This window comes from Kosakonia sp. ML.JS2a (assembly GCF_025642095.1).
In the GTDB taxonomy this organism is placed as follows: domain Bacteria; phylum Pseudomonadota; class Gammaproteobacteria; order Enterobacterales; family Enterobacteriaceae.
Genome location: NZ_CP106754.1, coordinates 1,204,970 through 1,228,517 on the forward strand (window position 1 = coordinate 1,204,970; position 23,548 = coordinate 1,228,517).

The window sequence follows — 23,548 nt, forward strand, 5'->3', positions numbered from 1 at the left end:
GCTTATCACTCTGATTTTCTGGCCTGATAAGCGCAGCGCCATCAGGCAGTTTGCTGGATGGCTTTATCCGGCAAATGCATTTACGATCTTATTCGGTGAGAAACAGTTCAGGCAGCGAGTTTAAAAACAGTTTTCCGTGCTGGGTGATCTGCCAGTGCGTCTCACTCTCGGTCAGATCCCCCTGAGCAATGGCCTCATCAAGCGGCTGACGAATCACCGTCTCCGACAACCCCGTATATTGCGTAAATTCAGCTACACGAAGCCGCTTCCGGCAGACGGAATTTCAAACGGTTTATCGACCTGCTCCACATCGAGCTGGCTTTCCAGATAACGCCCCCTGCATATAGCCACGCGGATAGCGCGTTTTGGTGGTGCGCAGAATGTGGCCATCGGGGAACGTGACTTTACCATACGCGCCGCAGCTGATGCCGGGATAATCGCCGAAGCGCCAGTAGTTGAGGTTGTGCTGACACATCGCCATCATAGAGAACGTAGTCCGCTTCTTTGGGTTTGGCTGATTCGATTTCCTTAACGGGGAGAGGTTTGGTTTGTCTTGTCATTGCCGGGTTTTCATAGTTTTAGGCACATCAAAAACAATAAAGCTTTATGAGGTGCCTAAAAGGTTCGGATTTAATTAGTTCTCTTCGGACTTCGCGGGACAAATTGCAGGAACAAAAAAGCCCGCAGGGCTTGCGCCGTGCGGGCTCTTAGGACTTCATCGGATGACTCTGGTAATCACCGATGGAGAATTTTGGTGGAGCTGGCGGGAGTTGAACCCGTGTCCGAAATTTTGCAACTAACTGAAAGCGAAGTATTTATTTTCAGTTATATTTTCTGCGGCTCCTTTACGGCTCCTTTCGTGTCCCGCCGCCGACCAGCCTGGGTCTTTTTTCTGTGTTTCCGTCGTACTCTTTCAAATACGATCCGTAATGCCTGAAAAGCATTTCCGGCCCCTTGTGCCCCATCTGGCCAGCGAGCCAGAAAAGGTTGGCACCCTGGCTGATATGACGGGTCGCGAATGTATGCCGGGTTTGATACGGATTTCGGTAACGTATACCGGCCTTCCGTAGCGTCGGCACCCAGGCTTTTTTACGGATGGCGTCAGCGCTCGCCCAGGGTTTATTTGTTTTCGGATCCTCAAATATTGTTGCGTCCTTCATGAATGTGAAAGCTTTCTGTGACGCCAGCACCGCCATAGCCTGATCGTTAAGCTCAACCTTACGTGTCCCCGCCTTTGTTTTTGTCCCTTTGATCACCCCTACGACACTGGCGCTCTGAACGTGCGCCGTTTTCCCGATAAAATCGATGTCTCGCCAGCGCAAAGCACAGAGTTCTGAACTCCGTAAACCGGTCTGAATAGCGAACATGAACAGGTTTTCCCACTGCTTGTTACCGGATGAAGAGAGAAGGGCATCCACTTCAGCAGGTGAAAGGGGATCGACTATATAGTCACTGTCTGAGTTGCCCTTATCGCTTTGGTACCGGGAAGCGGTCACCAGCGATACCGGGTTAATCTGTAAGACGCCATCGGTCACCGCCTCATCAAGTGCAGATCGCAAAAAAGAAAGCTGGTTTCTGATGGTCTTCAAAGTCGTTGTGCGGTTCTGGATCCAGGATTTCATTGCCGCCGGCGTCAGTTCACTTGCCGGAAATGAATGAAGATCACTCAAAGCACTGCGGCATTTTTTATAACCGCCAATAGTTGATGGTGATAACTTCCGTGTCTCGCATATTGACAGGTACTCATCAAGGTACATTTTTACTGTTTTACCAGTGGCGGCATTACCGAATATTTTCAGTCTTGCTGAGCGGGGGAAATATTCAGCATAAATAAAAGATCCACGTTCAATTTTATTATGAATTTCGCCGAGTGTTCTCTCGGCGTATTTCAGGTTTTTATTATTCACTTCCAGATTGGAAAGGGGCTCACGACATTTAACCCCTTTATAGGTGAAAGTAATATTGATCGTCTCGCCCTGGCTATGTTTCCTTACGGTCACACCGCGCGGGAGCTTTGGCGATTCTGTCTTGCCCATTTAGCAACCTCACTAAGATCAATCCATCTTTCCTTTACGCCTTCCACTTTCAAAACCTGGACACCCTCAAACCAAACGCCTCGTTGCAAACGTTTATTGATGGCCTCTGCTGTTTCTCCGGTTTCTTTGCAATACGTCGAGATGGGAACACAATCGAGGTTCAGCATAGATTCTCCACACCGGCTGCAACCGGCTAACTGATTTTATACGCGCACGACGAACACCCATCCCGGGTGCCGTCGTTACATTTCACACAAATCGCTGGTTCGCTGGTGGGCTTTTCCATCAGGTCAAGGATTGATTCCGGGACAAGAACGGGCATAGGCACGCGGATAATTTGTTGCCTGGCGTTGTCCAGCTCGCCGGCCAGTTCAAGCAGGCGGGCTTTGCAGTATTCGGCCTCAGCGCGCCACCAGAGTATGTCCTCACGCATGCGGCGCTGGCGGCGAAGTTTAAGTTTGCTGGCCATCACACCTCCTGCTCAGGCGCTGCCGGGTCATAACCAAACCAGAATTTAGTCGGGTCAGCACATACCGGTTGTTCGCCATGACGAAACATTACAAAGCTTGCTCCATACATTTCTGCCAGCTTTTTAGCCTCGGCAATCCACCCGGCATCCGCCGTTACAGGTTCTGCTTGCATGGCGGCGCGGCGCGTGTTCCACGCATCAGCATCAAAAACGCACTTGCTATCATAAAGCTGACAAAACATTTCTCGCATGCTTTGCGGTGTTGCCACCCTGGTCGCAGACACCGGTTCTGCCTCCTCACCCGTGATATAAGCTGGCGCTTTGCCAATCGGCGGCTTCCAAAGCTGACCACCATTCCATGTGTAGCCCATACTTTCCAGTGTAGCGACCGCTGCGCGGTGTTCTGGTACAGCCACCGGCGCTGGCGGTGCAGCGTAGAGCGGCACGGCCTCTTCATGATACGAAGGCATATATCCAACTGCCGTTTTACGAAACGTGCCAACTGGCTCGCCGCTCATTCCAGCCAGCAGCGCATCAATAATCGCGATCTGCTCGTCGTAACTGGGATGACCGATAAAAGCGTGGCCCTGCTTGCTGGCCTCATACGATGCGCGGATATGTTTCAGGCGTTCCGGGTGCAGCCCCGGCGTCAGTGCGTGTGTCATACGGCCTCCTTCTTAAGCGCCGCTTTCGTTTCGCGGGATGGGTGCCGATAGTTCAAAATTTCCGGCGGTGTTTTCATCAACTTACCATTATCGCCAAGCGCCTGGACGCGACAGCCCTTAACGCCAAACGCGTCGGTGTTGATAGCTTCATCGTACTGGTTAAGCAATTCAGCCATCTTTTCCTGCCACTCTTCAGGCATAAGCTGCATAGCAACACGCGGCATAACCAGGAAACTCGCGTAACTAAGCCCCCACCACAGATCAAGGTCTTTGCGGTCGTCAAAATCTTCAAATGCCATCTTCACTCCCCCACTTCCAGATTGATGCCAGCGGCGGCAGCAGACTCTTCGTATGCTCGTTTTGCTCGGCTCATAATTGCCGAAAGCGGTGTGTATGCTCCGTCCATGCGAATGGTGTTATGGATCATCGCCATCGCCTCTCGAAGTTGTTTATGGCTCTCTACCAGATCAGCAATCCGCTTCTTGTCGGCGTCACGCTCTGCCAGCAGGGCGAGGATGTTGCTGTGATGAGCAAGGCGAAGATAATGAAACCACTGATCATCCGTGTAGTGCTCGGTCGCTATCACCTCCGCCGCTGCTTTCAGCTTCAGCGCCAGCTCGTCGTTGTTAGTCATGCTGCCTCCCGGAAAATTTTGTGACCAGGCGCAAAAGCGCGTTGACGGTCTTTGCTGATACGCCATCCGCAAGCGCGGGCGGCTTTTGCGCACTCAGTCCATGATTTACCGATGAACTCGCCAAAATCTGGAGATCCCCATTTAAGCGCCTGGCATTTTTCACAATCGCAATGGAGGTGCATCGTGTAGTTAGCGGCGATCATACCTACTCCTCCACTTCCAGATTGATGCCAGCCTTGCGAAGCTCTTTGTTCATGGCTTCAAGATTGACGTAAGCGCCATCCGCAAAGCCTGAACCTGCTTTGAAGTCGAAAAACGACACTGGCGGCAACTTAACGCTCACCGTCCGCGTTTCCAGTTCGGCGATGCGCTTCTTGTCGGCGTCACGCTCTGCCAGCAGGGATTGTCGAGCTTGCTGCCAAAGCTCCCATGCCTTTTGCATCGTTGGTGAAATGTAATAACCAAAACGTTTGTACTGAGGTGTAATCAGTACTGAATGCGTTTCGTTATAAAATGCTTCAAACTCTTTGCGCGACAGCGTCAACTCGTCGTTGTTAGTCATGCTGCACGCTCCGGTGTTGATACGCAGATTGAAATTCGGTAATGGTCTCCAGCGTCAAATACGAAACCGCGAGCATGACGCGACAATCCTTGTCGTATGGTTCTCCTTGCCATCCTGTCGGCTTCTCGCTGTACCTGCGGCTTGCTCATCCTGAGCACGTTAAAATTGGCATCAGTTAACGGGCCGCCGATGCCAAAAACTGTTTTAATCATGTTGGCCTTCTCCTGCGTTGCCTTTCATCGCCTCGACACATACACAACGCCCAACAAAAGCCACTGTTAGCGGTGATGGGTCTTCTTGGTGAGTAACCATATCGACGCGATATAAAGTCCCGCGATAAGCAACCGTGAAATCTCGCTCACCGCGCACGGCGAATAGTTTTCCTGTTCGCGCTTCATGCTTCTGTGTGCGAGCCCCTTGCTTAACGATTGTGAAATTGCATTTCTCACCGACGTACACTTTCTTTGGCTCACCTGTAAAACGGTTGCATGTAGGACAGCGGATCATGATTGCACCCCCTTCGCCTGCTCAAACTGGCGGGCGATAGCCGCGGCTTCAGGTGACGGATCAGATTTTTTGCGTAACCAAATGCAAACCGCGCCGTCTTCGGTGTCGTGGATGGAACCAACAAACCATCCTTCACCTGCTGGCGCTTCTGGCTGCCATTTCGAAATGTCGTAACCATCGACAGCCGGATCAATATCTTCCTCATCACGGTAAACGACAGTCCAGTCCAGCCCGTTAGCATCCATCCATGCGTTAAATTCAGCGGTTGGAACGTGCTCGCGGCCATCGCAGAAATCGTTGTATACCGGATGAGTCCAGTACCCATACTGATCGCGTTCTACTGGAAGCGGTGCGATTGCCGGTGATGCTGGCGGCTGTTCAACTTCGGAGGATGATGCTGACTGGCTGCGGATCTGAGCTACCCATTCAGCTAGGGCGTTTTCTGCGTACTCACCAGACAGGCCATCAGCAGCAGGATTGTTCGCCAAATCCTCTTTAGCGGTAAGAATCATGCGGACAACATCGCCAACCTCAGCCAGCGGCTTGTCAATGAATCCGTGGTTGTATGCCGCCGCCAGCCGGGACGCTGCAAAGTTAACCCCTTCTGCGCGCAGGGAGGCGAGAAAGGCGTCGGTGTCGCGGTGTTCTACGTCGATCAGGTTAGTAAGACGATCAAACTCATCATTCCCAACGACATACCTCAATTCATCGCCGTTAAGCTCACACTCTTCCGCAGTCTTGTTGATCGCGAAGATTGCAGATTTCAGCGCAGCATTCTCCACCGCCAGCCGCTTAACCTGCTCGCGTGATTCTCGCAGCGCGACATACTGAACATCGAGGCGGTCAGCCATTTCACTCATCAGTTTTGCCGCTGCTGGTGGCAGGGTAGGAGCCGTAACGCGGGCATCTGCGATCAACTCTTTGGCATTCAGGCGCATTTGCGGATCTCCATCAGTTCATTAAAGCGGTTCATGAACAGGCCAAATGCCTGACCCGGGCGTAGCGGGTTAACCTGGATGAGGTCTGACGCCGGGATCCCCTCAAGCACATCCCATTTCGTACCGTCGTCGATTTCCAGATCACGTCGTTCGGTCGCCAGCATGGTGAGGTCGGCATATTTCACAACCTGCGAATGCTCAAGCGGCAGGCCGAACTTATTGCGGATCAGGTCATCAACCATCGTTTCCATCCTGCGATAATCCGGCAGCAGCGATTTCAGCGGCGCGGGAATGTCCTGCACATAGGCTTCGGCGGCATCGTGCATCAGGGCTTCGAAGGCGTATTCCACCGGGACCAACTGGCTGCACAAAACGGAGTGCTGTGCCACGCTGTAGAACTCCGGCAGGTGACCGGCAAAGCGGCAGATATTTGCCAGCGCATTGGCGATATCTTCGATATCAATGTCGTCAGCGGTGGCCGTGAGGTAGTCAAATTTCTTGCCGGTGTAGGTCTGAATAAAGGTCTGTTTCATTTGCGTTGTATCTCCTGTGCGCGCTGCAACGCGCCGAATTTTGGTTGCAGGAATCCCTCGCCGCGTGGCGATAATTAAATTTATTTCGCTTCCAGAAATGCCCCTCGGCGGGGCATTTGCAGCAGAGAAATTAAGCGCTGAAGGTACCGATAAACGTTTCCACTACGCTGCCTTTAAATTTTTCTACCAGCAGATCGCGGAATTCGGCGGCCATTTCTTCTTCGTATGTTTCCAGTTGCGTGATACGCAGAACCAGCACCGGGCTGTCACTGGCGAGAATACTCATGCGCAATTTGATCCGGTATTCGCCGAGGCCTTCATACGGCACGCACTTAAATTCGAACGCCACCGGCATAATGTCTTTGCTCCGGGCTTCAACGCTTTCCATCACCGAGCGCTTACCGCTGAAGTCCTGATCTTCATATTCAGCACTGCGGATAGCGTCGATTGTGATTTTACGGACGGCAGCGGCGGCTTTTTTAGCTTCAATCACCTGGCCGTCAGCGTCGAAACCAGTTACGTATTCGGACCAGTCTTCCAGCCATTCCGCCAGTTGCTTCTGGTTGTTGCGATCGCCGTTAATACTCAGCAGTGCAGTGAACGGGGCTGTACGCTTAAGCTGAAGCACGGCGGTGTTATCTGCATGGCCTGGCTCATCCAGTGTGCCAAGGTTAAATACCGAAACGGCGGCCATCTTGTCAGCATTGATAAAACAACGGGTACCGCTGGCGGCATAGTCAACTGAGTAGCGCACGAAATCTTCGATACTCTGCGTCTTCATTTCCCCGCGGAAACGGAAGCGGTTTGTATAAAGGCTTTCCAGATTTTTAACGCCAACATCATTGGGCAGGGCTACTGCCGGGCAGTCAGCACCAGAAAGTTTTTCTTCAACCAACTGGCTCAGAACCATATCGCGGATCTGGCTGATGGCGGACGACTCGACGAGTTGAGGCATGATTTTTCCTTACTAAAAGTTGGTTAATTGGCGGGCCGGTTAGCGCTGTGCCTGGTTAGGCTGGCCCTGAAGTGTGAACAGTTGCCCCTGGTCTTCCTGCAGAACGGTGAGCTTACCGCCGCGGTTGACGTACATCGGGGTTTCGGTGGTGTCCTCTTCGGACGTTTTACCGCGTGGCGTCGGCTTAACGTATGCCAGCTTATGGACGATGCCCACGCGCTTTTCTTCCATCGAGTTGCTGAGGCGGGAAATGTCGAAAGTGAGCGTCACCTTGCCTTTGTTGCCGTTGTTCAGTACGCCCAGGGCAACCTCATTGAGTGCTGCTGCCACTTTGGTTTCGAACACTCCGCCGTCGAGTTCCCCGAAGAAGTCGGGGATATTGGTCAAACGTTCTTTATCCATCGGTCTTACCCTCAGAATGGCGGCAGACACCGCCGGTTAGTATCTCCACACAACACAGGAGAGCACCTGCGACTGCAATCGCCCGGGTGGATTGGGTTATGAGCCCGTCGCCCGGTGGTGCTCTTTTGTCTTGCGTAAAAAGGTGCGGCGCCTTCACGGGAAAATAAGATCCGACGCCGCCAAATCGACTACCACAGCATTTTTATGACTTCACAACTGGAAGCGCACTCCCGCGTATTCACACCCGTCACCCATAACTGGTAAGAGAAGGAGTGCGCTTTCATGTTGTGTGCCTGGCTTTTAACCACATCAGGCTCGGTGGTATCCTGGTGTTCTCACACAACCAGGAAGGGGTCGAACATGAATACTGTGTTGCAACAACAAATCGACGAACTGAACCTCGAAATTGCCCATCTTAAAGAAGCACTGGCGGTAGCTGAGAAAAACGTCGTTAACCTCGTCGCACGTTCTGAATTCACTGCCGCACTTCTTACTGTTCTGATCGCTAACGGAACCCTGAGCAGGGAAGACGCCATAACTTTTGTGAAAATGGCTCCGGTCGAAATCCCGGGTTACTCCGAGAATGTTGAACAAGCCCGGAAATTTCTGCTTCAGGTTCTTAGTTACCCGGATAAATTTGAGTAACCTCAATGCTGTTTTAGTACCCCGGACTCTTCCCGGTGGTCACACCGAATCGCCACGATGGTGAATCGCTGCAGGCCGTTGTGCGTGCCTGGCTTGCACATTCCGGCTACCCGGTTGGTAGGTTCTGTCAAGGAAACCATCCGGACCGCTAACGGCACATGTGCCATATGCCGACGAACTCAAGATAATCATTATTTGCGAATCACGCAAGTAATAAAATGCGCAAATCGCAAATAAAGTTGCAAAAAAAAAGACCTCACGATGAGGTCTTTTTCTACGAGTTGAAGTCTTATCCGTGCCGCTTAAACGATTGTGACTGGCTGATCAAAACCTTCCCAAATACATAAAAACGATGCTCGTTCTCTTTATTGATACTCCATTCCCTGTACTTCGGATTGTCGGAGATCACTAACAATTGATCAGGTATCATCTGCAATCGCTTCACATAGACTTTTCCATCAAAGCCAAACACATAAATCCCATCACCATCAAATTCATTAATGTTTACATCGACAAAAATTAGGTCACCAGGTTCAATGGTGGAAGCCATGCTGTCACCGCGAACGTTGATAACCTTGACTCCAGCAGACGTACGCCCGCCAAACAATGTCAAAGCCTGATCGCTGCTGTATTCGATAGCATGAATCACATCAATAACATCGCTGCCTTGGATATGCCCTGATCCGGCGCTTGCACTCACATCAAGTACCTCGACTCTGTATACATCAATGTCCTTTCGGGGTGATGTCTCTAAATTACTGTCTATATATACAGTAATATCATTTTCAGATGAGGTAAATAGGTCGGGAACACTTACGCTCAAAGCGTGAGCAAGTCTGCTAAGTGTTTGTTCTGAAAACTGCTTTTGTTTCCCAGTCTCAAGCCGGGAAATATTGGCAGCATCAACCCCAACAGACTCAGCAAGCTCTGTAATTTTCATGTTCTTCGCCAGGCGAAGTTGTCGTATGCGAGATCCTATATTCATGCGCCTATTACATGTTGTTTTTGCGTCTCATGCAAAGCAACTTGCGCAATTCGCTAACATGCAATAACATGCGAATTACGCAAATTAAGGAGGTTTTATGCAATCACCATTAAGAAAATTGCGTAAGTCGCACGGTATGACTCTCTTGCATGTTGCAACTGGCGTCCAAGTCGACCCCGCTACTTTAAGCCGCATTGAAAGGTGTGAGCAGGTTCCATCTGTTGAACTGGCTGAACGTCTTGCTGTTTTTTTTAAAGGCGAAATCAGTGAGTTGCACATTTTGTACCCGAACCGCTTTCAGGTAACTGAAGACTCTACGGGTAAAGGTAATACACCAGCCACATAAGCATAACCACAGAATCAGGAGGTTAACCGTGGGTAATGATCACTGGAAAGTAGAGAAACAACCGGCGTGGCTGGTGGCGGCAATACGCAAGACTATTGCGGCGTTTCCGGGCGGCTATGCGGAAGCGGCTGAAATTCTCGATGTAACAACTGACGCGCTCTTTAACCGCCTGCGTGACGGCGGCGATCAGGTGTTCCCGATGGGCTGGGCGCTGGTGCTCCAGCAGGCGAGCGACACGAAGCACATTGCGGATGCCGTATCGCGCCAGTCAAACAGCGTTAACGTCCCGCTGGTGGCCGTTGATGACATAGATAACGCCGACATCAACCAGCGTCTGATGGAGTCCATCGAGTGGATCGGCAAGCACTCAACCTATCTCAGAAAGGCAACTGCAGACGGGGTGATTGACCAGGCAGAACGCGAGCAAATCGAAGAGAACAGCTATCAGGTAATGGCAAAGTGGCAGGAGCATTTAACGCTGCTGTTCCGGGTTTTCTGTACGCCAGAAAAGGATGACGCCAGCGGGTTGCAGCCCCTGGCGTCGCGGCGTGTCGATCGTTGTGGAGATACTAACGCATGAACAGTTTAACGGCAAAAAGCCGCTTACCGCAACTGCGGATGATCCCGGTTAAGGGGACTCCGCTGTTTCGGTATGAGCGCAGATTATCAAACCGCTGGGTGTCATGTAACCACAGTCGGGCGGCGGCAATCGTGGGGGTGTACTACCGGAGGGCGAAACAGCTATGCGCGAAATTAACCGCAGGTTCAGAGACCAGTATGGCATCCCTGTCCGCGTCATTCGCTGGGAGCCAGAAACACAGCGCGTTATCTATCTGCGAGAAGGTTATGAGCACGAGTGCTTCAGCCCGCTTGAGCAGTTTCAGCGTAAATTCAGAGAAATAAAGGACGACCATGAGCACTAAATTAACCGGTTACGTCTGGGATGCTTGTGCCGCTTCTGGCATGAAGCTGTCCAGCGTGGCGATCATGGCGCGCCTGGCCGACTTCAGCAACGACGAGGGCGTGTGCTGGCCGTCTATCGAGACGATTGCCCGCCAGCTCGGTGCCGGTGAAAGCACGGTACGAACCGCGATTGGGAAGCTGGAGCAGGAAGGCTGGCTGACACGCCAGCAGCGCCGCAAAGGCAACCGTAACGCGTCGAACGTTTACCAGCTCAATGTGGCGAAACTTCAGGCCGCCGCCTTTTCTCACCTGTCAGAATCTGACCAGTCAAAATCTGACGCATCAAAATCTGATGGGGCGAATTCTGATGCCTCAAAATCTGACGCGTCGGAATCCAGCAAAACCAGCAGTTTTCACCCGTCAGAATCTGGGGGGGATCCGTCAGTAAATTCAAAACAAGATCCATCAGATAAAAAACCTTCTTGTCAGGTTGCTGCGCAACCCGACCCGGCAGTGGTGATCACCGATCATGCTAAACGTGTTTTGACTCACCTGAACCAGAAGACAGGGTCACGCTATCAGGTTGGTAAAACCTCGATGGAGCATATCCGCGCACGGCTGGGTGAAGGGTTTTCGACTGATGACCTGATCCTGGTTGTGGACTACGCCACAGCGAAGTGGGGTCAGGATCTGCAAATGGCTGAATACCTGCGCCCGACAACACTTTTCCTGCCGACAAAATTCCCCGGTTATCTCCAAGGCGCAACGAAATGGACGGAGGCTGGCCGCCCGGAGCGCATTAACGGTCGCTGGGTAAACATCGGCACCGGTCCGGGCGCAAGTTTTCAAAACGTGGATTATTCACTGCCAGAAAACGCGGGGTTCCGGTCATGAGCGCCTTTTCGGAAGTACTCAATTTCGTTCGAGAAAATGGAAAATGCACCACTGCAGAAGTGTGTGACGGTCTTAATCAACTGGACGTACGAACGGTGCAGCGTGCGCTTGAGCGCCTTGTCGCTGTTGACCATATCCAGCGCAACAAGCAAGGCAGGACGTTTATCTATTTCATTGATGAGCCATTTCCAACGTCAGAAACCGGGCGCCCGGTTGAGCTGGCAAAGAAAGCGCATGAACTGGAAGAGAGAGGGATGAACCGCCGCGCCGCAACTTTATGGCTGGAAGCTTTTGACTGTGCGCAAACACAGCAGGCACGCGCCAGCTACGCGAAGCGCCGGGCTAAATGTCTGGCCGGGATGAAGCGCGGTGTTACCGATGCTGCTGGCAGCCGCTGGAATGAAACCAGTAATGGGGGTTCGCAGTGAGATATGGATCCGTATGCAGTGGCATTGAAGCCGCTATGCCTGTTTCTGAACCTGTATCACGCATCTATCAGCGCCCGTTTTTGAAATGGGCAGGCGGCAAGTATTCGCTGCTGCCTGAACTGGATCGCCTTATCCCCGCCGGGAAGCGCCTTATTGAGCCATTCGTCGGCGGTGGTTCGGTATTCCTCAACTCTGATAAGCATGAAAGCTTCCTGCTGGCGGACGTAAACGGCGATCTGATCAACCTGTACCAGATGCTGACAGTGGTTCCCGAACTGGTAACCGAGTGGGCCCGCGGCTTTTTTGAAAAGCTGAACGATGACGGCGGTTACATGGACTGCCGCGAAGATTTCAACCAGCAGAAGATGGCCGGGCCGGAACGTGCCGCCGCTTTCCTGTATCTCAATCGCCACTGCTTTAACGGCCTGATCCGTTACAACCTGGAAGGCCGGTTCAATGTTGGCTATGGCCATTACCGCGCCCCGTATTTCCCCGCCGCAGAGATTAACGCCTTTGTAGCAGTGTCGCGCCGCTGCGTTTTCATTAATGCCGGGTTCCGCCGCACACTGACGCTTGCCGGTGAGGGCGATGTCGTTTACTGCGATCCGCCGTATGAACCTCTGCCGGGGACGGCTGGCTTTACAAACTACGCCGCTGGTGGTTTTACCTGGGAAGACCAGAAAGACCTGGTCCGCTGTTGTGTGGCTGCACATCAGCGTGGAGCCCGGGTGGTGATCAGCAATTCCACAGCGCCGCGCGTCATCGAGCTTTACGAGCAGCATGGTTTTGATCTGCACCACGTCAGCGCGCGCCGGGCGATATCCAGCAAAGGCAGCACGCGGGAAACCGCGAATGACATCGTCGCAGTTTTGTAAGGGGAAACTATGGAACAGCCAAAGCCGATCACTGATCGCCAACAACAGGTGCTTAACGCGATAGTGGATTTCCATAACCAGCACGGCTACCCGCCGACCTATACCGAGCTGGCTGCGCGGATTGGCGTTGCTTCTGGCAATGCCGCTGCTGAGCATCTGAAGGCGCTGCAGAAGAAAGGATACATCACTATCGCTACTGGAACGGCGCGCGGGATAAAGGTGATTGGTGTTAACGATACACTGGCGCTGGATGAAGCGGCGGAAGTGATCCGGGCGCTACTGGACGGAGAGGACAACGCGGCAGCGCTGGCAAGGGAATGGCTGAAAGCGAGAGGGTCCGCGGCATGACACAGGCATTGACAGAAAAAATGATCAGCAAGTTTGAACCAACAGCGGTTGCAGCCGCTTAAAGGAGATACGCATGCAACAGATGAACGCAACACAGCTTTGCTCACATCATCACTCATTGCTGTCTGGGCAGGCTCTTACCATGAGCAGTCAGGAGATCGCCGATCTGGTTGAGTCACGTCATGACCATGTGAAACGGTCAATCGAACGTCTGGCAGAACGGGGGATCATTCAACTTCCTCCAATGGGGGAAGTTAGAAACCACCTCGGGCAGGCGGTCGCGGTGTATCTGGTAGGTAAGCGCGATAGCTATGTGGTTGTGGCGCAATTGTCGCCGGAGTTCACCGCCAGGCTGGTAGATCGCTGGCAGGAACTGGAGAGCCAGCAATCTATGCCGGTGCCAACGTCATTGCCGGAGGCTTTGCGTCTCGCCGCTGACCTGGCTGAGCAGCAGCAACAGCTTAAGCAGGAACTGGCCGCCGCAGCTCCGAAGGTTGAGTTTGTCGATCGGTACTGCACCGCGAACGGTTCGATGTCATTCCGGCAGGTGGCGAAGCTGCTTAACGCCAAAGAACCAGAATTCCGCTGTTTCCTGATCGATAACGACATTCTGTACCGGCTTGGGGGCACGCTGACACCGCGCCACCGGCATGTTGCCCTTGGTCGGTTCGAAGTGAAGACCGGTACCAGCAGCGAAAACAACCACGCATTCAGCCAGACACGCTTTACCGCTAAAGGTGTGAAGTGGATTGGCGGCCTGTGGGCGGCGCATATCGCGAAAGGAGGCGATGAGTGAGGGCTCTGCTGAATCCCGTTGTTGTGCCCGATCTTGGCCTTGTCATATTCCGGCCTGGTGCCAGCCTGCTGTCACATTTCCGCCGCGGGCGCATGCTGCTGGAGAACGAACCTGATCGGCTGGTTGATATGCCGAACGGCGAACTGCCACCAGCAGACCAGCCGCTGGCGGAAGAGCCGGAACTGCAGGGCATCTTCGAAAACGAGGCTGTTCTGCGCCGCGCTGGTGGCATTAACGGGCTTGAAAGCTGGCTCAGTGATGGAAGTGGTTGCCAGTGGCCACATGAAGCCTGGCACGACGAGAACATGACAACGATGCGCCACCAGCCCGGAGCGATTCGTTTGTGCTGGCACTGCGATAACCAGCTACGCGACCACAGTACTGAGCAACTGGCGCGAATCGCCCGGGCGAACTGTGCGGCGTACATCATCCGTACCGCGCGGGGTGAGCTTGGCTTCGACGATGCGCACACGCTGACGCTGCCGGAGTTGTGCTGGTGGCTGGCGCGTAACGATCTCGTCGACGCCATTCCGGAGGGCGCAGCCCGGAAGGTGCTGAGAATGCCTAAACAGGTGATCCCGTCCGTCACACGTGAAATCGACCTGGTGCCGTCGGTTCCGGCCACCAGCATCATAGAAGAGAAAGCAAAGCAGGTACTGGCGCTGCGCGTTGACCCTGAGACCCCGGAATCATACATGCTGCGACCGAAGCGCCGCCGCTGGGAAAACGAGAAGTACACCCGCTGGGTTAAAGGTCAGCAGTGCATATGCTGTAACAACCCGGCAGACGACCCCCACCACCTGCTAGGCCACGGGCAGGGTGGAATGGGTACAAAAGCGCATGACTTGTTCGTGATCCCGCTTTGCAGAGCGCATCACGACGAGTTGCACGCTGACACCGTGGCATTTGAAGAAAAATATGGCAGCCAGCTTGTGCTGCTGTTTCGTTTTTTAGATCGCGCGCTGGCCATCGGCGTGCTGGCGTAAAGTGTGGAGACGCTATGAACCTTGAATCATTACCGAAATTCTACTCGCCGAAGTCACCAAAACTTAACGACGAGACACCAGCAACAGGTGGAGCGGCACTGACGATCACCGATGTGATGGCAGCACAGGGCATGGTGCAGTCAAAAGCCCCGCTGGGCTTTAACCTTTTCCTGGCGAAGATGGGCATTCAGGATCCTGCCCCTGCGCTGGATGGCCTGATGCATTATGCGCTGGCGCTAAAAAATCCGGTGCTGGTGAAACTCAGTGAGAAGGCACGCCTTGAGATACTGCCGGTGCTGGTTCAGTTTGCCTATGCCGACTACTCCCGGTCGGCGGCCAGTAAAGCACCTTGCCCGCATTGCAGCGGAACAGGATTTATTGATGCCGATAGCACTACAAAAAAAGTCCATTACCCTGACGGTAAACCACCAAAATGGGCGGCGTCCACTAAAGGGGTGTTCCCCTCATATTGGGAGGAATGGAAAGAGGTTAAGCAGCCGGCAAAAGTGAAATGCGATCACTGTAACGGGAAAGGAGAGGTAAGCACCGCCTGCCGTGGCTGTAAAGGAAAGGGGCTGGTGCTGGACGATAGACGCACAAAACTGATCGGCGCACCGACATATAAGGTTTGCGGCCGTTGCAATGGCAATCGCTATAGCCGGGTACCGACAACACTTGCTCGTGCGCTGGTGGAAAGAGTGATTCCGGATCTGACCAGCTACCAGTGGTATAGCGGTTACGCAGACGTGATCAGCACACTGGTAACAAAGTGCTGGCAGGAAGAGGCATTCGCAGAGGTACAATTGCGTAAAGTCACACGTTAGCAACAATATTGTGAATTATCGCGTCACGATGCTTGCAATATTCGAAAAAAGTGGTTAGGATTTTTCTAACGATGGGCATTGTATGTTCATAGTTAAGAAACCCGCCACTGAGCGGGTTTTGTCTGAAAAATAGCCACTCCAATATGGTCAATTAAAGCATGGTAAAATACCTGCTAACCCCCACAATGAGGAGTTAGACATGGCTATTAACCCGCTTCAAAAAGAAATCATGATTCGCATGGCGGATCCCAAGCTGAATGTGTCGGTCCAATACAGTAGCTTTGCTTCTGAGCCTTCATACAGAATTGATGAAGCTATAGAGCAGCTATATAAGATGGGATACATTACAGCGGTGCAGTCAAAAGCCGATTCTCATTGGATCGCCAATCTAATCACGCCAAAAGGTTACGCCTTACTTGAAGATACAGGGCTGATTTAACAGAAATTCAGCAACTGCCTATATCAAAAATCAAACCTCGTATATGCGAGGTTTTCTATTCTTAGATGCTGCATGGCAGGCTCTATGCGTGGTAATATTTAGTTACACGCTAAAAAGGAGATGCCATGAAAAAATATTTTTGGGGTTTGTTTTTTTGCCTGCTTTTTCCTGCAATTGCTTTTGCTGGGGAGAGAATGGATGGTTACGGAAAAAGCAAGTGGGGAATGTCTCCTGCTCAGGTTGTTTCCGCTGAAAATGGCCGGGCACATCTGATTAATCCACCCCTGAATTATAAAGGTGCTCTGGGGGCCGTAGGAATAGATAAAGTCGATATTGGTTATCATGATTTCAAAGTGGTATATCAGTTCACTGACAATCGTTTAACGCAAGTGATCGTTCAGTCTCTTGAAGATCATAATTCAGGTATTAATAAGCGCGCTTTTATCGATGTTGAATCCCTTTTAACGCAAAAGTATGGGCAGCCAACATTCAAAGATGAAGGTAAGAAGGTAGTTTGGAATCAACCAGGCACGACTATAGAGTTAACCCATTTTCTCATTGAGAATGTAACTTCTATGGTCACTGTTATGTATATTCCTTCATCAAAGACAGCAAAAAGCACAGATAATCTGTAATATTATTAAAAGCAATCAGGCTCGCTTCGGCGGGCCTTTTTCATTTCTGGCCTCGGGAATCACACACTACCTTCACTTTTACGAAAGCGCCCGAAGGCCAGATCCCTCCCTTTATCAATCACGCACAGCACTTCCCTAGCGCGGAGGTGGGGTATGTATCGAATGGACAAAATCACAACTGGTGTGAGCTACGGTTTTGCCGGAGCAAACGGAGGGTTCTGGGTGCTCCAGCTACTGGATAAAGTCTCGCCCTCTCAATGGGCGGCTATTGGTGTTCTCGCAAGTATTCTTTTTGGTCTGCTGACGTATCTGACCAATCTGTATTTCAAAATCAAAGAGGATCGGCGAAAAGCCGCCAGGGGCCAGTGATGAGCAAAGTAAAAATTGCTGGTGGCGCTGTCTGCTCGGTGGCGGCGATCATCGCAATCATTCTGAGTAATGGGCAGGTTCGTACCAATGAGCGTGGGCTCGAATTAATCGGCAACGCTGAAGCGTGCCGCCGTGATCCGTATGTGTGCCCGGCCGGCGTCCTGACTGATGGCATCGGCAATACCCATGGGGTAAAAGCCGGGACGCGCAAAACTGATGCGCAGATCGCCGCCGACTGGGAGCGAAACATCCTGCAGGCTGAGAAGTGCGTTAATACCTACGCTGCTGGCGCTCGTCTGAGTGATAACACCTTTTCCGCTGTAACGTCGCTGACGTTTAACGTTGGCTGCGGTGCCATGCAGAAATCAACGCTGTACGCGCTACTGCGTGAAGGTCCATCAGCATGGACGTCTGCCTGTAATCAGTTCACCCGCTGGGTGTACGCCGACGGCGTTCAACTACCTGGCCTCGTTACCCGGCGCAGTAAAGAAAAAGCGCTCTGCTTGGATGGTGTGTAATGGGCCGGGTAACGGGAATTCTGTGTGTGGTTGCTCTTGTGGTTATCGGCACACTTGGCTGGATGGTAAATCATTACCGCGACAACGCCATCACCTACAAAGAGCAGCGCGATAAAGCCACCAGCGATCTGAAACTGGCTAACGCCACCATTGATGACATGAAGGTGCGCCAGCGCGATGTCGCCGCACTGGATGCCAAATACACCGGAGAACTGGCAAATGCACACGCCACTATTGATCAGCTTGAGCGCGATGTTGCTGCTGGCAAGCGTCGGTTGCAGCTCAACGCAACCTGTGAAAAGGACGGAACGGCCAGCACCGGCAGCATGGGCGATGCAACCAGCCCCCGACTTACAGACTCCGCTCAACGGGATTATTTCACCCTCAGAGAGCGAATCGCCAGCATCACCGGGCAAGTGAACTACTTGCAGGACTACATCAGGCAACAATGTTTAAAGTGAAAATTAAAGGGAATATGAGATCAGTTGGAGCAAGAAGCTGAGCGAAAGCAGGCCGATGCCTATTTTTTGGTTTCTCAACATGCGCTTATTTTTTTGTTCCACCTTTCTGTCGTGCTCAATTATTTCGTCACTACCAAACATAGCCGCCTCGTAGGGTATTAATGCATAGCTATTGAAAAACATCAGGATCGTACCTGTAAAACCAAACAGAGTTGAAGCAACCTGCATTCCTAATGAAGTCATTTAGCAATCCTCAGTGGTTATATCAACGGGGAGCATAGACGAACCTGAGTGACGATCTCAAGGGCATTGGTGTGGCCAATGCGAAAGTTTGGCGGGCATTACAGCAGGCATTCACTGAGTGCCTGTGATAATGCCTTGCCTTCGATGTGTCGTGATGAAATTCTGGTGTCTCAATTACCAGGAGAGAAATCATGCATACAGTTGATGATGAGAACGTTAATAAATTATTGCAGTCAATAAAGGCTGGGCCTGCAAACAATCTGGCTTATGAATCAGCCCTAGAAATAGCGCTTAAATGGCTCGCTGAGAATGAGAATGGAATTCTATCTCTCACCGCGGAACAAGAAAAAGCAATTAAAGAAGCTGTTTCACATTAATTTTATCTCCGTTACTACTATCACAAAGGCCACCTTTTGGTGGCTTTTTTATTGCGCTTCGAATGCGCTAAATAATCGAGAAATTTTCCATGCCACCACGCACACCAAAAGCCTGCCGCGCGCGTGGCTGCCGCAACACAACTACGGATCCTTCCGGCTACTGCGAGTCGCACAAAGGCGAAGGCTGGCGTCAGTACAAGCCGGGCCAGTCACGCCACCAGCGCGGCTATGGCAGCAGGTGGGACGTGATACGACCTCGCATACTGAAGCGCGACAAAGGGTTGTGCCAGGAGCATCTGCGTAGAGGGTTGGCTGTAACAGCCGCTTGTGTTGACCACATCATTGCGAAGGCCAACGGTGGCACTGACGACGACAGCAATCTTGAGTCACTGTGCTGGTCATGCCATGCCACGAAGACCGCACGCGAACGCCTCAAGTGAGAATGAATGTCATTTAAGGCATGCAGGGGGAGGGGGAGGGTAAATCTCTGCAACCCCTTGCCTGCCGGACTGCCAGCCCCCTCGTATTTTTATACCCGCGAAAAATGAAATTTAACCAGGAGTGCCGCATATGGCTGGAACGGCGGGGCGTTCCGGGCGTCGCCCCAAGCCAACGGCGCGCAAGGAGTTGGCCGGGAACCCCGGCAAGCGAGCCCTGAATAAAGAAGAACCGGTGTTCACTCCCATAAAGGGGGTCGCACCGCCGGAATGGTTTTCCGATGTAGACGATGGATTGCCGCTGGCCACGATCATGTGGGAGCTGACCACAAAGGAATTATGTGGTCAGGGCCTGCTCTGTGTTACCGATCTCGCTGTACTGGAACGCTGGTGTATTGCATACGAGTTCTGGCGCCGCGCCGTGAAAAACATCGCTTCGGATGGTAACACCATCGTCGGCGCGATGGGTGGCAGGATAAAGAACCCTGAACTGACCGCCAAGAAAGAGCAGGAATCGGAGATGAGCTCCACCGGTTCGATGCTGGGTCTTGACCCGAGCAGCCGCCAGCGTCTTATCGGCCTTGCCGGACAGAAGAAAACCTCAAACCCATTCCTGAAGATGATCAATTCATGAGCCGGAAATCTTACCCCAACGTCAACGCCGCGAATCAGTACGCCCGCAACGTTGTGCGGGGGAAAATCCCGGCGTGCCAGTTTGTCATTCAGGCCTGCCAGCGTCACATCGATGACATGGCGCAGGAGAAAAGCCGCAAGTTCCGGTACCGCTTTGATAAAGACATGGCGGAGAAGGCCGCGAAGTTTATTCAGTTATTGCCGCACACAAAAGGTGAATGGGCGTTCAAGCGGATGCCAATCACGCTGGAGCCGTGGCAACTTTTCATTACCTGCAGTGCGTTTGGGTGGGTGCAGAAGGGAACAAAGTTACGTCGTTTCCGTGAGGTCTACACCGAGATCCCACGTAAAAACGGGAAGTCGGCAATCTCTGCCGGCGTGGCGCTGTACTGTTTTACCTGTGATAACGAGTTCGGCGCGGAGGTGTATTCCGGCGCCACGACTGAAAAGCAGGCCTGGGAAGTGTTCCGCCCGGCACGCCTGATGTGCAAGCGTACGCCGCTGCTGGTGGAAGCATTCGGCATCGAGGTGAATGCCTCCAACCTGAACCGCCCTGAGGACGGCGCGCGGTTTGAGCCGCTGATTGGCAACCCTGGCGACGGTGCCTCGCCACACTGCGCGATTGTCGACGAATACCACGAACACCAGACCGATGCGCTCTATACCACCATGCTGACGGGGATGGGCGCGCGGCGGCAGCCGCTGATGTGGGCGATCACCACCGCCGGTTACAACATTGAAGGGCCGTGCTACGACAAACGCCGCGAAGTGATCGAGATGCTGAACGGCTCGGTACCAAATGAAGAGCTTTTCGGCATTATCTACACGGTTGACGAGGGCGACGACTGGACGGATCCGAAGGTGCTGGAGAAGGCAAACCCGAATATGGGCGTCTCGGTGTACCGTGATTTCCTTCTCAGTCAGCAGGTTCGGGCGATCAACAACGCCCGGCAGGCTGGCGTTTTTAAAACCAAGCATCTGAATATCTGGGTGGCGGCGCGCGCGGCCTTCTACAACCTTGTGTCCTGGCAGAACTGCGAAGACAAAACGCTGACGCTCGAGCGTTTCGAAGGGCAGCCCTGCGTGCTGGCATTCGACCTGGCGCGTAAGCTGGATATGAACAGCATGGCGCGGCTGTTTACCCGCGAGATTGACGGAAAAACGCATTACTACAGTGTAGCGCCGCGTTTCTGGGTGCCCTACGACACAGTGTACAGCGTGGAGAAAAACGAGGATCGCCGCACCGCTGAACGCTTCCAGAAATGGGTGGAGATGGGTTATCTCACCGTCACCGATGGCGCGGAGGTGGATTACCGTTACATCCTGGAAGAAGCCAAAGCGGCTAACAAACTGAATCCCGTCAGCGAATCGCCGATCGACCCTTTCGGTGCAACCGGTCTTTCGCACGATCTGGCAGATGAAGAGCTTAACCCGATCACCATCATCCAGAACTTCGCCAACATGTCAGACCCGATGAAAGAACTGGAAGCGGCGATCGAGTCCGGGCGTTTTCATCATGACGGCAACCCGATCATGTCCTGGTGTATTGGTAACGTCGTTGGCAAAAACATCCCCGGCAACGACGATGTGGTTAAGCCTATTAAAGAGCAGAACGAAAACAAAATTGACGGCGCGGTGGCGCTGATTATGGCAATTGGCCGGGCCATGCTAAAAGAGCCTGGTGATTTCCTTTCATCACTGGATCCAGACGAAGACCTCTTAATTCTATGAAATCAATCATTACTGATGTGATCGGGCTGGCCGGTTTTGGACTGCTCACGGCGGGGTTCTACCTGCAATTTGGGTTGGCTCCCGCGTTGATGTTCTCCGGCGGCCTGCTGCTGGTGGCTGCACTGGCAATGGCCAGAAGGGGGAAACGTGCTGCTTGATGCCATGTTCAGAAGTGAATCACTGGAAAATCCCACTACGCCGATAAGCGGCGATCTGGTCGATACGGACGGGATTTTTAAATCTGATGTGTACGTCAGCCCGGAAACAGCCATGAAACTGGCGGCGGTCTACGCCTGTATTTATGTGCTGTCGTCGAACCTGGCCCAGATGCCGCTGCACGTTATGCGAAAGAGCAATGGCAAAGTTGAGCCGGCGCGCGATCACCCGGCGTTTTACCTCATTCACGACGAGCCAAATACATGGCAGACCAGCTACAAATGGCGTGAGCTAAAACAGCGCCATATTCTCGGCTGGGGCAACGGCTATTCGTGGGTGAAGCGTAACAGTCGCGGCGAAGTCACCGAGCTAAAGAGTTGCATGCCATGGGAAACAACGCTGCTGAAAACGGGCGGTCGCTACACCTATGGGATGTACAACGAAGAGGGGAGCTTTGCCATCAGCCCGGATGACATGATCCATATCCGGGCGCTGGGCAATAACCAGAAAATGGGGCTCAGTCCGATTATGCAGCATGCCGAAACCATCGGCCTGGGCATGAGCGGGCAGAAGTATACCGAAAGCTTTTTCAGTGGCAATGCGCGGCCTGCCGGTATCGTTACAGTCAAAGGCGAAATAAAAAGTGAAGGGTGGGACAGATTAAAAAAAGTGTGGCAGAAAGCAGCACTGGCGCTGCGCAGTCAGGAAAACAAGACCATGCTGCTGCCTGCTGATCTCGATTATCAGGCACTTACTGTTTCTCCAGTCGACGCCCAGATAATCGACATGACCAAACTGAACCGCTCCATGATCGCCGGGATTTTCAACGTGCCGGCGCACATGATTAACGATCTTGAAAAAGCCACGTTCTCCAATATCACCCAGCAGGCCATTCAGTTTGTCCGCTACACCATGATGCCCTGGGTAACCAACTGGGAGCAGGAGTTAAACCGCCGGATTTTCACCCGCGCTGAACTGGCGGCAGGTTTCTATACCCGCTTTAACCTGACCGGGCTTCTGCGCGGTACGCCGCAGGAGCGGGCACAGTTCTATCACTTCGCCATCACGGATGGCTGGATGAGCCGCAACGAGGCGCGCGCGTTCGAAGACATGAATCCGGTCGACGGCCTTGACGAAATGCTGGTCAGCGTCAATGCAGCTAACCCCTTAAAAGACTTTACCACCGACCCAAAAAGCGAGGAGCAAACCAATGGATGATCGCGAAGTCCGCTGTTACAGCGGCGAGGTTCGGGCGGAGCAACATAGTGAGCAGCCGACGCACATTATCGGTTATGGCTCGGTGTTCAACAGCCGCTCCGAGCCGTTATGGGGATTCCGTGAAATCATCAAACCTGGCGCGTTTGACGACGTGCTGAATGATGATGTGCGCGGTCTGTTTAACCATGACCCGAACTTTATTCTTGGCCGCAGCGCCGCCGGTACGCTTTCACTGTCGGTTGATGATAAGGGGCTGCGTTACGACATTGTGGCCCCGGAGACGCAGACCATTCGTGATCTTGTCCTGGCCCCGATGTTCCGCGGCGACATCAACCAGTCTTCCTTTGCATTCCGCGTGGCGCGTGATGGTGAGCACTGGTTTGAAGATGATGAAGGCATTGTTATCCGTGAAATCTCCCGCTTTTCCCGGCTTTTTGATGTGAGCCCGGTGACCTACCCGGCCTATCAGGAAGCCGATTCCGGTGTCCGATCCATGAAAGCCTGGCAGGAGGCGCGCGACAGTGGCGCGCTGGCGCAAGCCATTAATCAACGAATGGCGCGCGAGCGCCTGCTGAACCTTCTTAACGCGTAAGGAAAAAA

At 52.8% G+C, this 23,548-nt stretch carries 38 protein-coding genes and 2 pseudogenes; 23 read left to right on the forward strand and 17 right to left on the reverse strand.

What is annotated here, in order from left to right:
• Positions 1–88 precede the first annotated feature (88 nt).
• The 15 genes and pseudogenes from N7922_RS05750 to N7922_RS05820 all read right to left on the reverse strand — a co-directional run.
• A pseudogene (locus tag N7922_RS05750) lies at positions 89–472 on the reverse strand (YggW family oxidoreductase); the annotation flags it as partial.
• Position 473: 1 nt separating this feature from the next.
• Positions 474–560 (reverse strand): annotated as a pseudogene (locus N7922_RS05755) (preprotein translocase); the annotation flags it as partial.
• A gap of 285 nt (positions 561–845) precedes the next feature.
• Entirely contained in the window at positions 846–2,036 is a 1,191-nt protein-coding gene (locus tag N7922_RS05760) for a site-specific integrase (RefSeq protein WP_263099649.1), read from the reverse strand.
• Positions 1,997–2,203 carry an excisionase gene (locus tag N7922_RS05765; RefSeq protein ID WP_131409031.1) on the reverse strand — a complete coding sequence of 69 codons (207 nt, stop codon included), beginning with the start codon at positions 2,201–2,203 and terminating at the stop codon, positions 1,997–1,999. The genes N7922_RS05760 and N7922_RS05765 overlap by 40 nt, the downstream gene beginning before the upstream one ends.
• 26 nt (positions 2,204–2,229) lie before the next feature.
• Positions 2,230–2,505 (reverse strand): hypothetical protein, encoded by a 276-nt coding sequence (locus N7922_RS05770; RefSeq protein WP_263099650.1) that lies wholly within the window; start codon positions 2,503–2,505, stop codon positions 2,230–2,232.
• Complete coding sequence (locus N7922_RS05775; RefSeq protein WP_263099651.1) at positions 2,505–3,170, reverse strand: hypothetical protein; 666 nt, start codon at positions 3,168–3,170, stop codon at positions 2,505–2,507. Before N7922_RS05775 ends, N7922_RS05770 begins: the two co-directional genes overlap by 1 nt.
• The gene (locus N7922_RS05780) at positions 3,167–3,469 is read right to left on the reverse strand and encodes a hypothetical protein (protein ID WP_263099652.1); all 303 of its coding nucleotides are present in this window, start codon (positions 3,467–3,469) and stop codon (positions 3,167–3,169) included. Before N7922_RS05780 ends, N7922_RS05775 begins: the two co-directional genes overlap by 4 nt.
• Before the next feature lie 2 nt (positions 3,470–3,471).
• Positions 3,472–3,804 carry a hypothetical protein gene (locus tag N7922_RS05785; protein ID WP_263099653.1) on the reverse strand — a complete coding sequence of 111 codons (333 nt, stop codon included), beginning with the start codon at positions 3,802–3,804 and terminating at the stop codon, positions 3,472–3,474.
• Positions 3,801–4,007, reverse strand: coding sequence for a hypothetical protein (locus tag N7922_RS05790; RefSeq protein ID WP_263099654.1), 207 nt, complete (start codon positions 4,005–4,007; stop codon positions 3,801–3,803). The genes N7922_RS05785 and N7922_RS05790 overlap by 4 nt, the downstream gene beginning before the upstream one ends.
• A 2-nt stretch (positions 4,008–4,009) precedes the next feature.
• On the reverse strand, positions 4,010–4,366 hold the full coding sequence (locus N7922_RS05795) for a hypothetical protein (RefSeq protein WP_263099655.1): 357 nt from the start codon (positions 4,364–4,366) through the stop codon (positions 4,010–4,012).
• Positions 4,363–4,578 (reverse strand): hypothetical protein, encoded by a 216-nt coding sequence (locus tag N7922_RS05800; RefSeq protein WP_263099656.1) that lies wholly within the window; start codon positions 4,576–4,578, stop codon positions 4,363–4,365. The genes N7922_RS05795 and N7922_RS05800 overlap by 4 nt, the downstream gene beginning before the upstream one ends.
• A gap of 291 nt (positions 4,579–4,869) precedes the next feature.
• On the reverse strand, positions 4,870–5,229 hold the full coding sequence (locus N7922_RS05805; RefSeq protein ID WP_263100842.1) for a hypothetical protein: 360 nt from the start codon (positions 5,227–5,229) through the stop codon (positions 4,870–4,872).
• Positions 5,230–5,801: 572 nt separating this feature from the next.
• Positions 5,802–6,344 (reverse strand): HD family hydrolase, encoded by a 543-nt coding sequence (locus N7922_RS05810; RefSeq protein WP_263099657.1) that lies wholly within the window; start codon positions 6,342–6,344, stop codon positions 5,802–5,804.
• 130 nt (positions 6,345–6,474) lie between these two features.
• A complete protein-coding gene (locus N7922_RS05815; RefSeq protein WP_263099658.1) occupies positions 6,475–7,299 on the reverse strand; it encodes a YfdQ family protein in 825 nt (274 codons plus the stop codon).
• 39 nt (positions 7,300–7,338) lie between these two features.
• Positions 7,339–7,701 (reverse strand): hypothetical protein, encoded by a 363-nt coding sequence (locus N7922_RS05820; protein ID WP_045507184.1) that lies wholly within the window; start codon positions 7,699–7,701, stop codon positions 7,339–7,341.
• Positions 7,702–8,061: 360 nt separating this feature from the next.
• Here N7922_RS05820 and N7922_RS05825 point away from each other — a divergent pair, with 360 nt between their 5' ends.
• Positions 8,062–8,346, forward strand: a complete 285-nt coding sequence (locus N7922_RS05825; RefSeq protein WP_263099659.1) for a hypothetical protein — start codon at positions 8,062–8,064, stop codon at positions 8,344–8,346.
• Between the two features lie 289 nt (positions 8,347–8,635).
• Here the strand turns inward: N7922_RS05825 and N7922_RS05830 are convergent, their stop codons facing one another.
• Positions 8,636–9,331 (reverse strand): XRE family transcriptional regulator, encoded by a 696-nt coding sequence (locus tag N7922_RS05830; protein WP_263099660.1) that lies wholly within the window; start codon positions 9,329–9,331, stop codon positions 8,636–8,638.
• 97 nt (positions 9,332–9,428) lie between these two features.
• Between N7922_RS05830 and N7922_RS05835 the strand changes: the two genes are divergently transcribed.
• The 15 genes from N7922_RS05835 to N7922_RS05905 all read left to right on the forward strand — a co-directional run bounded on the left by N7922_RS05835 (position 9,429) and on the right by N7922_RS05905 (position 18,153).
• Positions 9,429–9,677, forward strand: coding sequence for a helix-turn-helix transcriptional regulator (locus tag N7922_RS05835; protein ID WP_263099661.1), 249 nt, complete (start codon positions 9,429–9,431; stop codon positions 9,675–9,677).
• Positions 9,678–9,705: 28 nt separating this feature from the next.
• On the forward strand, positions 9,706–10,257 hold the full coding sequence (locus N7922_RS05840; RefSeq protein WP_263099662.1) for a YmfL family putative regulatory protein: 552 nt from the start codon (positions 9,706–9,708) through the stop codon (positions 10,255–10,257).
• Between the two features lie 163 nt (positions 10,258–10,420).
• On the forward strand, positions 10,421–10,600 hold the full coding sequence (locus N7922_RS05845; RefSeq protein ID WP_263099663.1) for a DUF4222 domain-containing protein: 180 nt from the start codon (positions 10,421–10,423) through the stop codon (positions 10,598–10,600).
• On the forward strand, positions 10,590–11,474 hold the full coding sequence (locus N7922_RS05850) for a conserved phage C-terminal domain-containing protein (RefSeq protein WP_263099664.1): 885 nt from the start codon (positions 10,590–10,592) through the stop codon (positions 11,472–11,474). The genes N7922_RS05845 and N7922_RS05850 overlap by 11 nt, the downstream gene beginning before the upstream one ends.
• Positions 11,471–11,902, forward strand: a complete 432-nt coding sequence (locus N7922_RS05855; protein WP_263099665.1) for a BlaI/MecI/CopY family transcriptional regulator — start codon at positions 11,471–11,473, stop codon at positions 11,900–11,902. Before N7922_RS05850 ends, N7922_RS05855 begins: the two co-directional genes overlap by 4 nt.
• Positions 11,903–11,937: 35 nt before the next feature.
• Positions 11,938–12,777, forward strand: a complete 840-nt coding sequence (locus N7922_RS05860; RefSeq protein WP_263099666.1) for a DNA adenine methylase — start codon at positions 11,938–11,940, stop codon at positions 12,775–12,777.
• A gap of 9 nt (positions 12,778–12,786) precedes the next feature.
• Complete coding sequence (locus N7922_RS05865) at positions 12,787–13,125, forward strand: LexA family transcriptional regulator (protein WP_263099667.1); 339 nt, start codon at positions 12,787–12,789, stop codon at positions 13,123–13,125.
• Between the two features lie 82 nt (positions 13,126–13,207).
• On the forward strand, positions 13,208–13,921 hold the full coding sequence (locus tag N7922_RS05870) for a phage antirepressor KilAC domain-containing protein (protein ID WP_263100843.1): 714 nt from the start codon (positions 13,208–13,210) through the stop codon (positions 13,919–13,921).
• Complete coding sequence (locus tag N7922_RS05875; RefSeq protein ID WP_263099668.1) at positions 13,918–14,907, forward strand: DUF968 domain-containing protein; 990 nt, start codon at positions 13,918–13,920, stop codon at positions 14,905–14,907. The genes N7922_RS05870 and N7922_RS05875 overlap by 4 nt, the downstream gene beginning before the upstream one ends.
• A gap of 14 nt (positions 14,908–14,921) precedes the next feature.
• Positions 14,922–15,731 (forward strand): antitermination protein, encoded by an 810-nt coding sequence (locus N7922_RS05880; RefSeq protein ID WP_263099669.1) that lies wholly within the window; start codon positions 14,922–14,924, stop codon positions 15,729–15,731.
• 199 nt (positions 15,732–15,930) lie between these two features.
• A complete protein-coding gene (locus N7922_RS05885) occupies positions 15,931–16,170 on the forward strand; it encodes a hypothetical protein (protein ID WP_263099670.1) in 240 nt (79 codons plus the stop codon).
• A 125-nt stretch (positions 16,171–16,295) separates the two neighbouring features.
• Positions 16,296–16,805 carry a hypothetical protein gene (locus tag N7922_RS05890; RefSeq protein WP_263099671.1) on the forward strand — a complete coding sequence of 170 codons (510 nt, stop codon included), beginning with the start codon at positions 16,296–16,298 and terminating at the stop codon, positions 16,803–16,805.
• A 153-nt stretch (positions 16,806–16,958) separates the two neighbouring features.
• Positions 16,959–17,174, forward strand: a complete 216-nt coding sequence (locus N7922_RS05895; protein WP_103245751.1) for a class II holin family protein — start codon at positions 16,959–16,961, stop codon at positions 17,172–17,174.
• Positions 17,174–17,692 (forward strand): lysozyme, encoded by a 519-nt coding sequence (locus tag N7922_RS05900; protein ID WP_263099672.1) that lies wholly within the window; start codon positions 17,174–17,176, stop codon positions 17,690–17,692. The genes N7922_RS05895 and N7922_RS05900 overlap by 1 nt, the downstream gene beginning before the upstream one ends.
• Positions 17,692–18,153, forward strand: a complete 462-nt coding sequence (locus N7922_RS05905) for a lysis protein (protein ID WP_263099673.1) — start codon at positions 17,692–17,694, stop codon at positions 18,151–18,153. The genes N7922_RS05900 and N7922_RS05905 overlap by 1 nt, the downstream gene beginning before the upstream one ends.
• 3 nt (positions 18,154–18,156) lie before the next feature.
• On the opposite strand, the gene N7922_RS05910 is transcribed toward N7922_RS05905, so the two are convergent.
• Positions 18,157–18,396 (reverse strand): hypothetical protein, encoded by a 240-nt coding sequence (locus N7922_RS05910; RefSeq protein WP_263099674.1) that lies wholly within the window; start codon positions 18,394–18,396, stop codon positions 18,157–18,159.
• Positions 18,397–18,587: 191 nt separating this feature from the next.
• On the opposite strand from N7922_RS05910, the gene N7922_RS05915 reads away from it, so the two are divergent.
• From N7922_RS05915 to N7922_RS05945, 7 genes are all read left to right on the forward strand, one after another.
• Entirely contained in the window at positions 18,588–18,773 is a 186-nt protein-coding gene (locus N7922_RS05915) for a hypothetical protein (protein ID WP_263099675.1), read from the forward strand.
• A gap of 89 nt (positions 18,774–18,862) precedes the next feature.
• On the forward strand, positions 18,863–19,213 hold the full coding sequence (locus N7922_RS05920; RefSeq protein WP_263099676.1) for an HNH endonuclease: 351 nt from the start codon (positions 18,863–18,865) through the stop codon (positions 19,211–19,213).
• A gap of 130 nt (positions 19,214–19,343) precedes the next feature.
• The gene (locus tag N7922_RS05925; protein ID WP_263099677.1) at positions 19,344–19,844 is read left to right on the forward strand and encodes a phage terminase small subunit P27 family; all 501 of its coding nucleotides are present in this window, start codon (positions 19,344–19,346) and stop codon (positions 19,842–19,844) included.
• The gene (locus tag N7922_RS05930) at positions 19,841–21,574 is read left to right on the forward strand and encodes a terminase large subunit (protein WP_263099678.1); all 1,734 of its coding nucleotides are present in this window, start codon (positions 19,841–19,843) and stop codon (positions 21,572–21,574) included. Before N7922_RS05925 ends, N7922_RS05930 begins: the two co-directional genes overlap by 4 nt.
• Positions 21,571–21,732: a hypothetical protein gene (locus tag N7922_RS05935; protein ID WP_263099679.1), complete on the forward strand. Its 162-nt coding sequence runs from the start codon at positions 21,571–21,573 to the stop codon at positions 21,730–21,732. The genes N7922_RS05930 and N7922_RS05935 overlap by 4 nt, the downstream gene beginning before the upstream one ends.
• Positions 21,722–22,948: a phage portal protein gene (locus N7922_RS05940; RefSeq protein WP_263099680.1), complete on the forward strand. Its 1,227-nt coding sequence runs from the start codon at positions 21,722–21,724 to the stop codon at positions 22,946–22,948. Before N7922_RS05935 ends, N7922_RS05940 begins: the two co-directional genes overlap by 11 nt.
• The gene (locus N7922_RS05945) at positions 22,941–23,540 is read left to right on the forward strand and encodes an HK97 family phage prohead protease (RefSeq protein WP_061493555.1); all 600 of its coding nucleotides are present in this window, start codon (positions 22,941–22,943) and stop codon (positions 23,538–23,540) included. Before N7922_RS05940 ends, N7922_RS05945 begins: the two co-directional genes overlap by 8 nt.
• Positions 23,541–23,548: the final 8 nt, after the last annotated feature.

What these genes read in the sequence shown, in the direction of transcription:
- N7922_RS05760 (WP_263099649.1), bottom strand. Translation starts at nt 2,036, where the DNA reads ATGGGCAAGACAGAATCGCCAAAGCTCCCGCGCGGTGTGACCGTAAGG.
- N7922_RS05765 (WP_131409031.1), bottom strand. Translation starts at nt 2,203, where the DNA reads ATGCTGAACCTCGATTGTGTTCCCATCTCGACGTATTGCAAAGAAACC.
- N7922_RS05770 (WP_263099650.1), bottom strand. Translation starts at nt 2,505, where the DNA reads ATGGCCAGCAAACTTAAACTTCGCCGCCAGCGCCGCATGCGTGAGGAC.
- N7922_RS05775 (WP_263099651.1), bottom strand. Translation starts at nt 3,170, where the DNA reads ATGACACACGCACTGACGCCGGGGCTGCACCCGGAACGCCTGAAACAT.
- N7922_RS05780 (WP_263099652.1), bottom strand. Translation starts at nt 3,469, where the DNA reads ATGGCATTTGAAGATTTTGACGACCGCAAAGACCTTGATCTGTGGTGG.
- N7922_RS05785 (WP_263099653.1), bottom strand. Translation starts at nt 3,804, where the DNA reads ATGACTAACAACGACGAGCTGGCGCTGAAGCTGAAAGCAGCGGCGGAG.
- N7922_RS05790 (WP_263099654.1), bottom strand. Translation starts at nt 4,007, where the DNA reads ATGATCGCCGCTAACTACACGATGCACCTCCATTGCGATTGTGAAAAA.
- N7922_RS05795 (WP_263099655.1), bottom strand. Translation starts at nt 4,366, where the DNA reads ATGACTAACAACGACGAGTTGACGCTGTCGCGCAAAGAGTTTGAAGCA.
- N7922_RS05800 (WP_263099656.1), bottom strand. Translation starts at nt 4,578, where the DNA reads ATGATTAAAACAGTTTTTGGCATCGGCGGCCCGTTAACTGATGCCAAT.
- N7922_RS05810 (WP_263099657.1), bottom strand. Translation starts at nt 6,344, where the DNA reads ATGAAACAGACCTTTATTCAGACCTACACCGGCAAGAAATTTGACTAC.
- N7922_RS05815 (WP_263099658.1), bottom strand. Translation starts at nt 7,299, where the DNA reads ATGCCTCAACTCGTCGAGTCGTCCGCCATCAGCCAGATCCGCGATATG.
- N7922_RS05820 (WP_045507184.1), bottom strand. Translation starts at nt 7,701, where the DNA reads ATGGATAAAGAACGTTTGACCAATATCCCCGACTTCTTCGGGGAACTC.
- N7922_RS05825 (WP_263099659.1), top strand. Translation starts at nt 8,062, where the DNA reads ATGAATACTGTGTTGCAACAACAAATCGACGAACTGAACCTCGAAATT.
- N7922_RS05830 (WP_263099660.1), bottom strand. Translation starts at nt 9,331, where the DNA reads ATGAATATAGGATCTCGCATACGACAACTTCGCCTGGCGAAGAACATG.
- N7922_RS05835 (WP_263099661.1), top strand. Translation starts at nt 9,429, where the DNA reads ATGCAATCACCATTAAGAAAATTGCGTAAGTCGCACGGTATGACTCTC.
- N7922_RS05845 (WP_263099663.1), top strand. Translation starts at nt 10,421, where the DNA reads ATGCGCGAAATTAACCGCAGGTTCAGAGACCAGTATGGCATCCCTGTC.
- N7922_RS05850 (WP_263099664.1), top strand. Translation starts at nt 10,590, where the DNA reads ATGAGCACTAAATTAACCGGTTACGTCTGGGATGCTTGTGCCGCTTCT.
- N7922_RS05855 (WP_263099665.1), top strand. Translation starts at nt 11,471, where the DNA reads ATGAGCGCCTTTTCGGAAGTACTCAATTTCGTTCGAGAAAATGGAAAA.
- N7922_RS05860 (WP_263099666.1), top strand. Translation starts at nt 11,938, where the DNA reads ATGCCTGTTTCTGAACCTGTATCACGCATCTATCAGCGCCCGTTTTTG.
- N7922_RS05865 (WP_263099667.1), top strand. Translation starts at nt 12,787, where the DNA reads ATGGAACAGCCAAAGCCGATCACTGATCGCCAACAACAGGTGCTTAAC.
- N7922_RS05870 (WP_263100843.1), top strand. Translation starts at nt 13,208, where the DNA reads ATGAACGCAACACAGCTTTGCTCACATCATCACTCATTGCTGTCTGGG.
- N7922_RS05880 (WP_263099669.1), top strand. Translation starts at nt 14,922, where the DNA reads ATGAACCTTGAATCATTACCGAAATTCTACTCGCCGAAGTCACCAAAA.
- N7922_RS05885 (WP_263099670.1), top strand. Translation starts at nt 15,931, where the DNA reads ATGGCTATTAACCCGCTTCAAAAAGAAATCATGATTCGCATGGCGGAT.
- N7922_RS05890 (WP_263099671.1), top strand. Translation starts at nt 16,296, where the DNA reads ATGAAAAAATATTTTTGGGGTTTGTTTTTTTGCCTGCTTTTTCCTGCA.
- N7922_RS05895 (WP_103245751.1), top strand. Translation starts at nt 16,959, where the DNA reads ATGTATCGAATGGACAAAATCACAACTGGTGTGAGCTACGGTTTTGCC.
- N7922_RS05900 (WP_263099672.1), top strand. Translation starts at nt 17,174, where the DNA reads ATGAGCAAAGTAAAAATTGCTGGTGGCGCTGTCTGCTCGGTGGCGGCG.
- N7922_RS05905 (WP_263099673.1), top strand. Translation starts at nt 17,692, where the DNA reads ATGGGCCGGGTAACGGGAATTCTGTGTGTGGTTGCTCTTGTGGTTATC.
- N7922_RS05910 (WP_263099674.1), bottom strand. Translation starts at nt 18,396, where the DNA reads ATGACTTCATTAGGAATGCAGGTTGCTTCAACTCTGTTTGGTTTTACA.
- N7922_RS05915 (WP_263099675.1), top strand. Translation starts at nt 18,588, where the DNA reads ATGCATACAGTTGATGATGAGAACGTTAATAAATTATTGCAGTCAATA.
- N7922_RS05920 (WP_263099676.1), top strand. Translation starts at nt 18,863, where the DNA reads ATGCCACCACGCACACCAAAAGCCTGCCGCGCGCGTGGCTGCCGCAAC.
- N7922_RS05925 (WP_263099677.1), top strand. Translation starts at nt 19,344, where the DNA reads ATGGCTGGAACGGCGGGGCGTTCCGGGCGTCGCCCCAAGCCAACGGCG.
- N7922_RS05930 (WP_263099678.1), top strand. Translation starts at nt 19,841, where the DNA reads ATGAGCCGGAAATCTTACCCCAACGTCAACGCCGCGAATCAGTACGCC.
- N7922_RS05935 (WP_263099679.1), top strand. Translation starts at nt 21,571, where the DNA reads ATGAAATCAATCATTACTGATGTGATCGGGCTGGCCGGTTTTGGACTG.
- N7922_RS05945 (WP_061493555.1), top strand. Translation starts at nt 22,941, where the DNA reads ATGGATGATCGCGAAGTCCGCTGTTACAGCGGCGAGGTTCGGGCGGAG.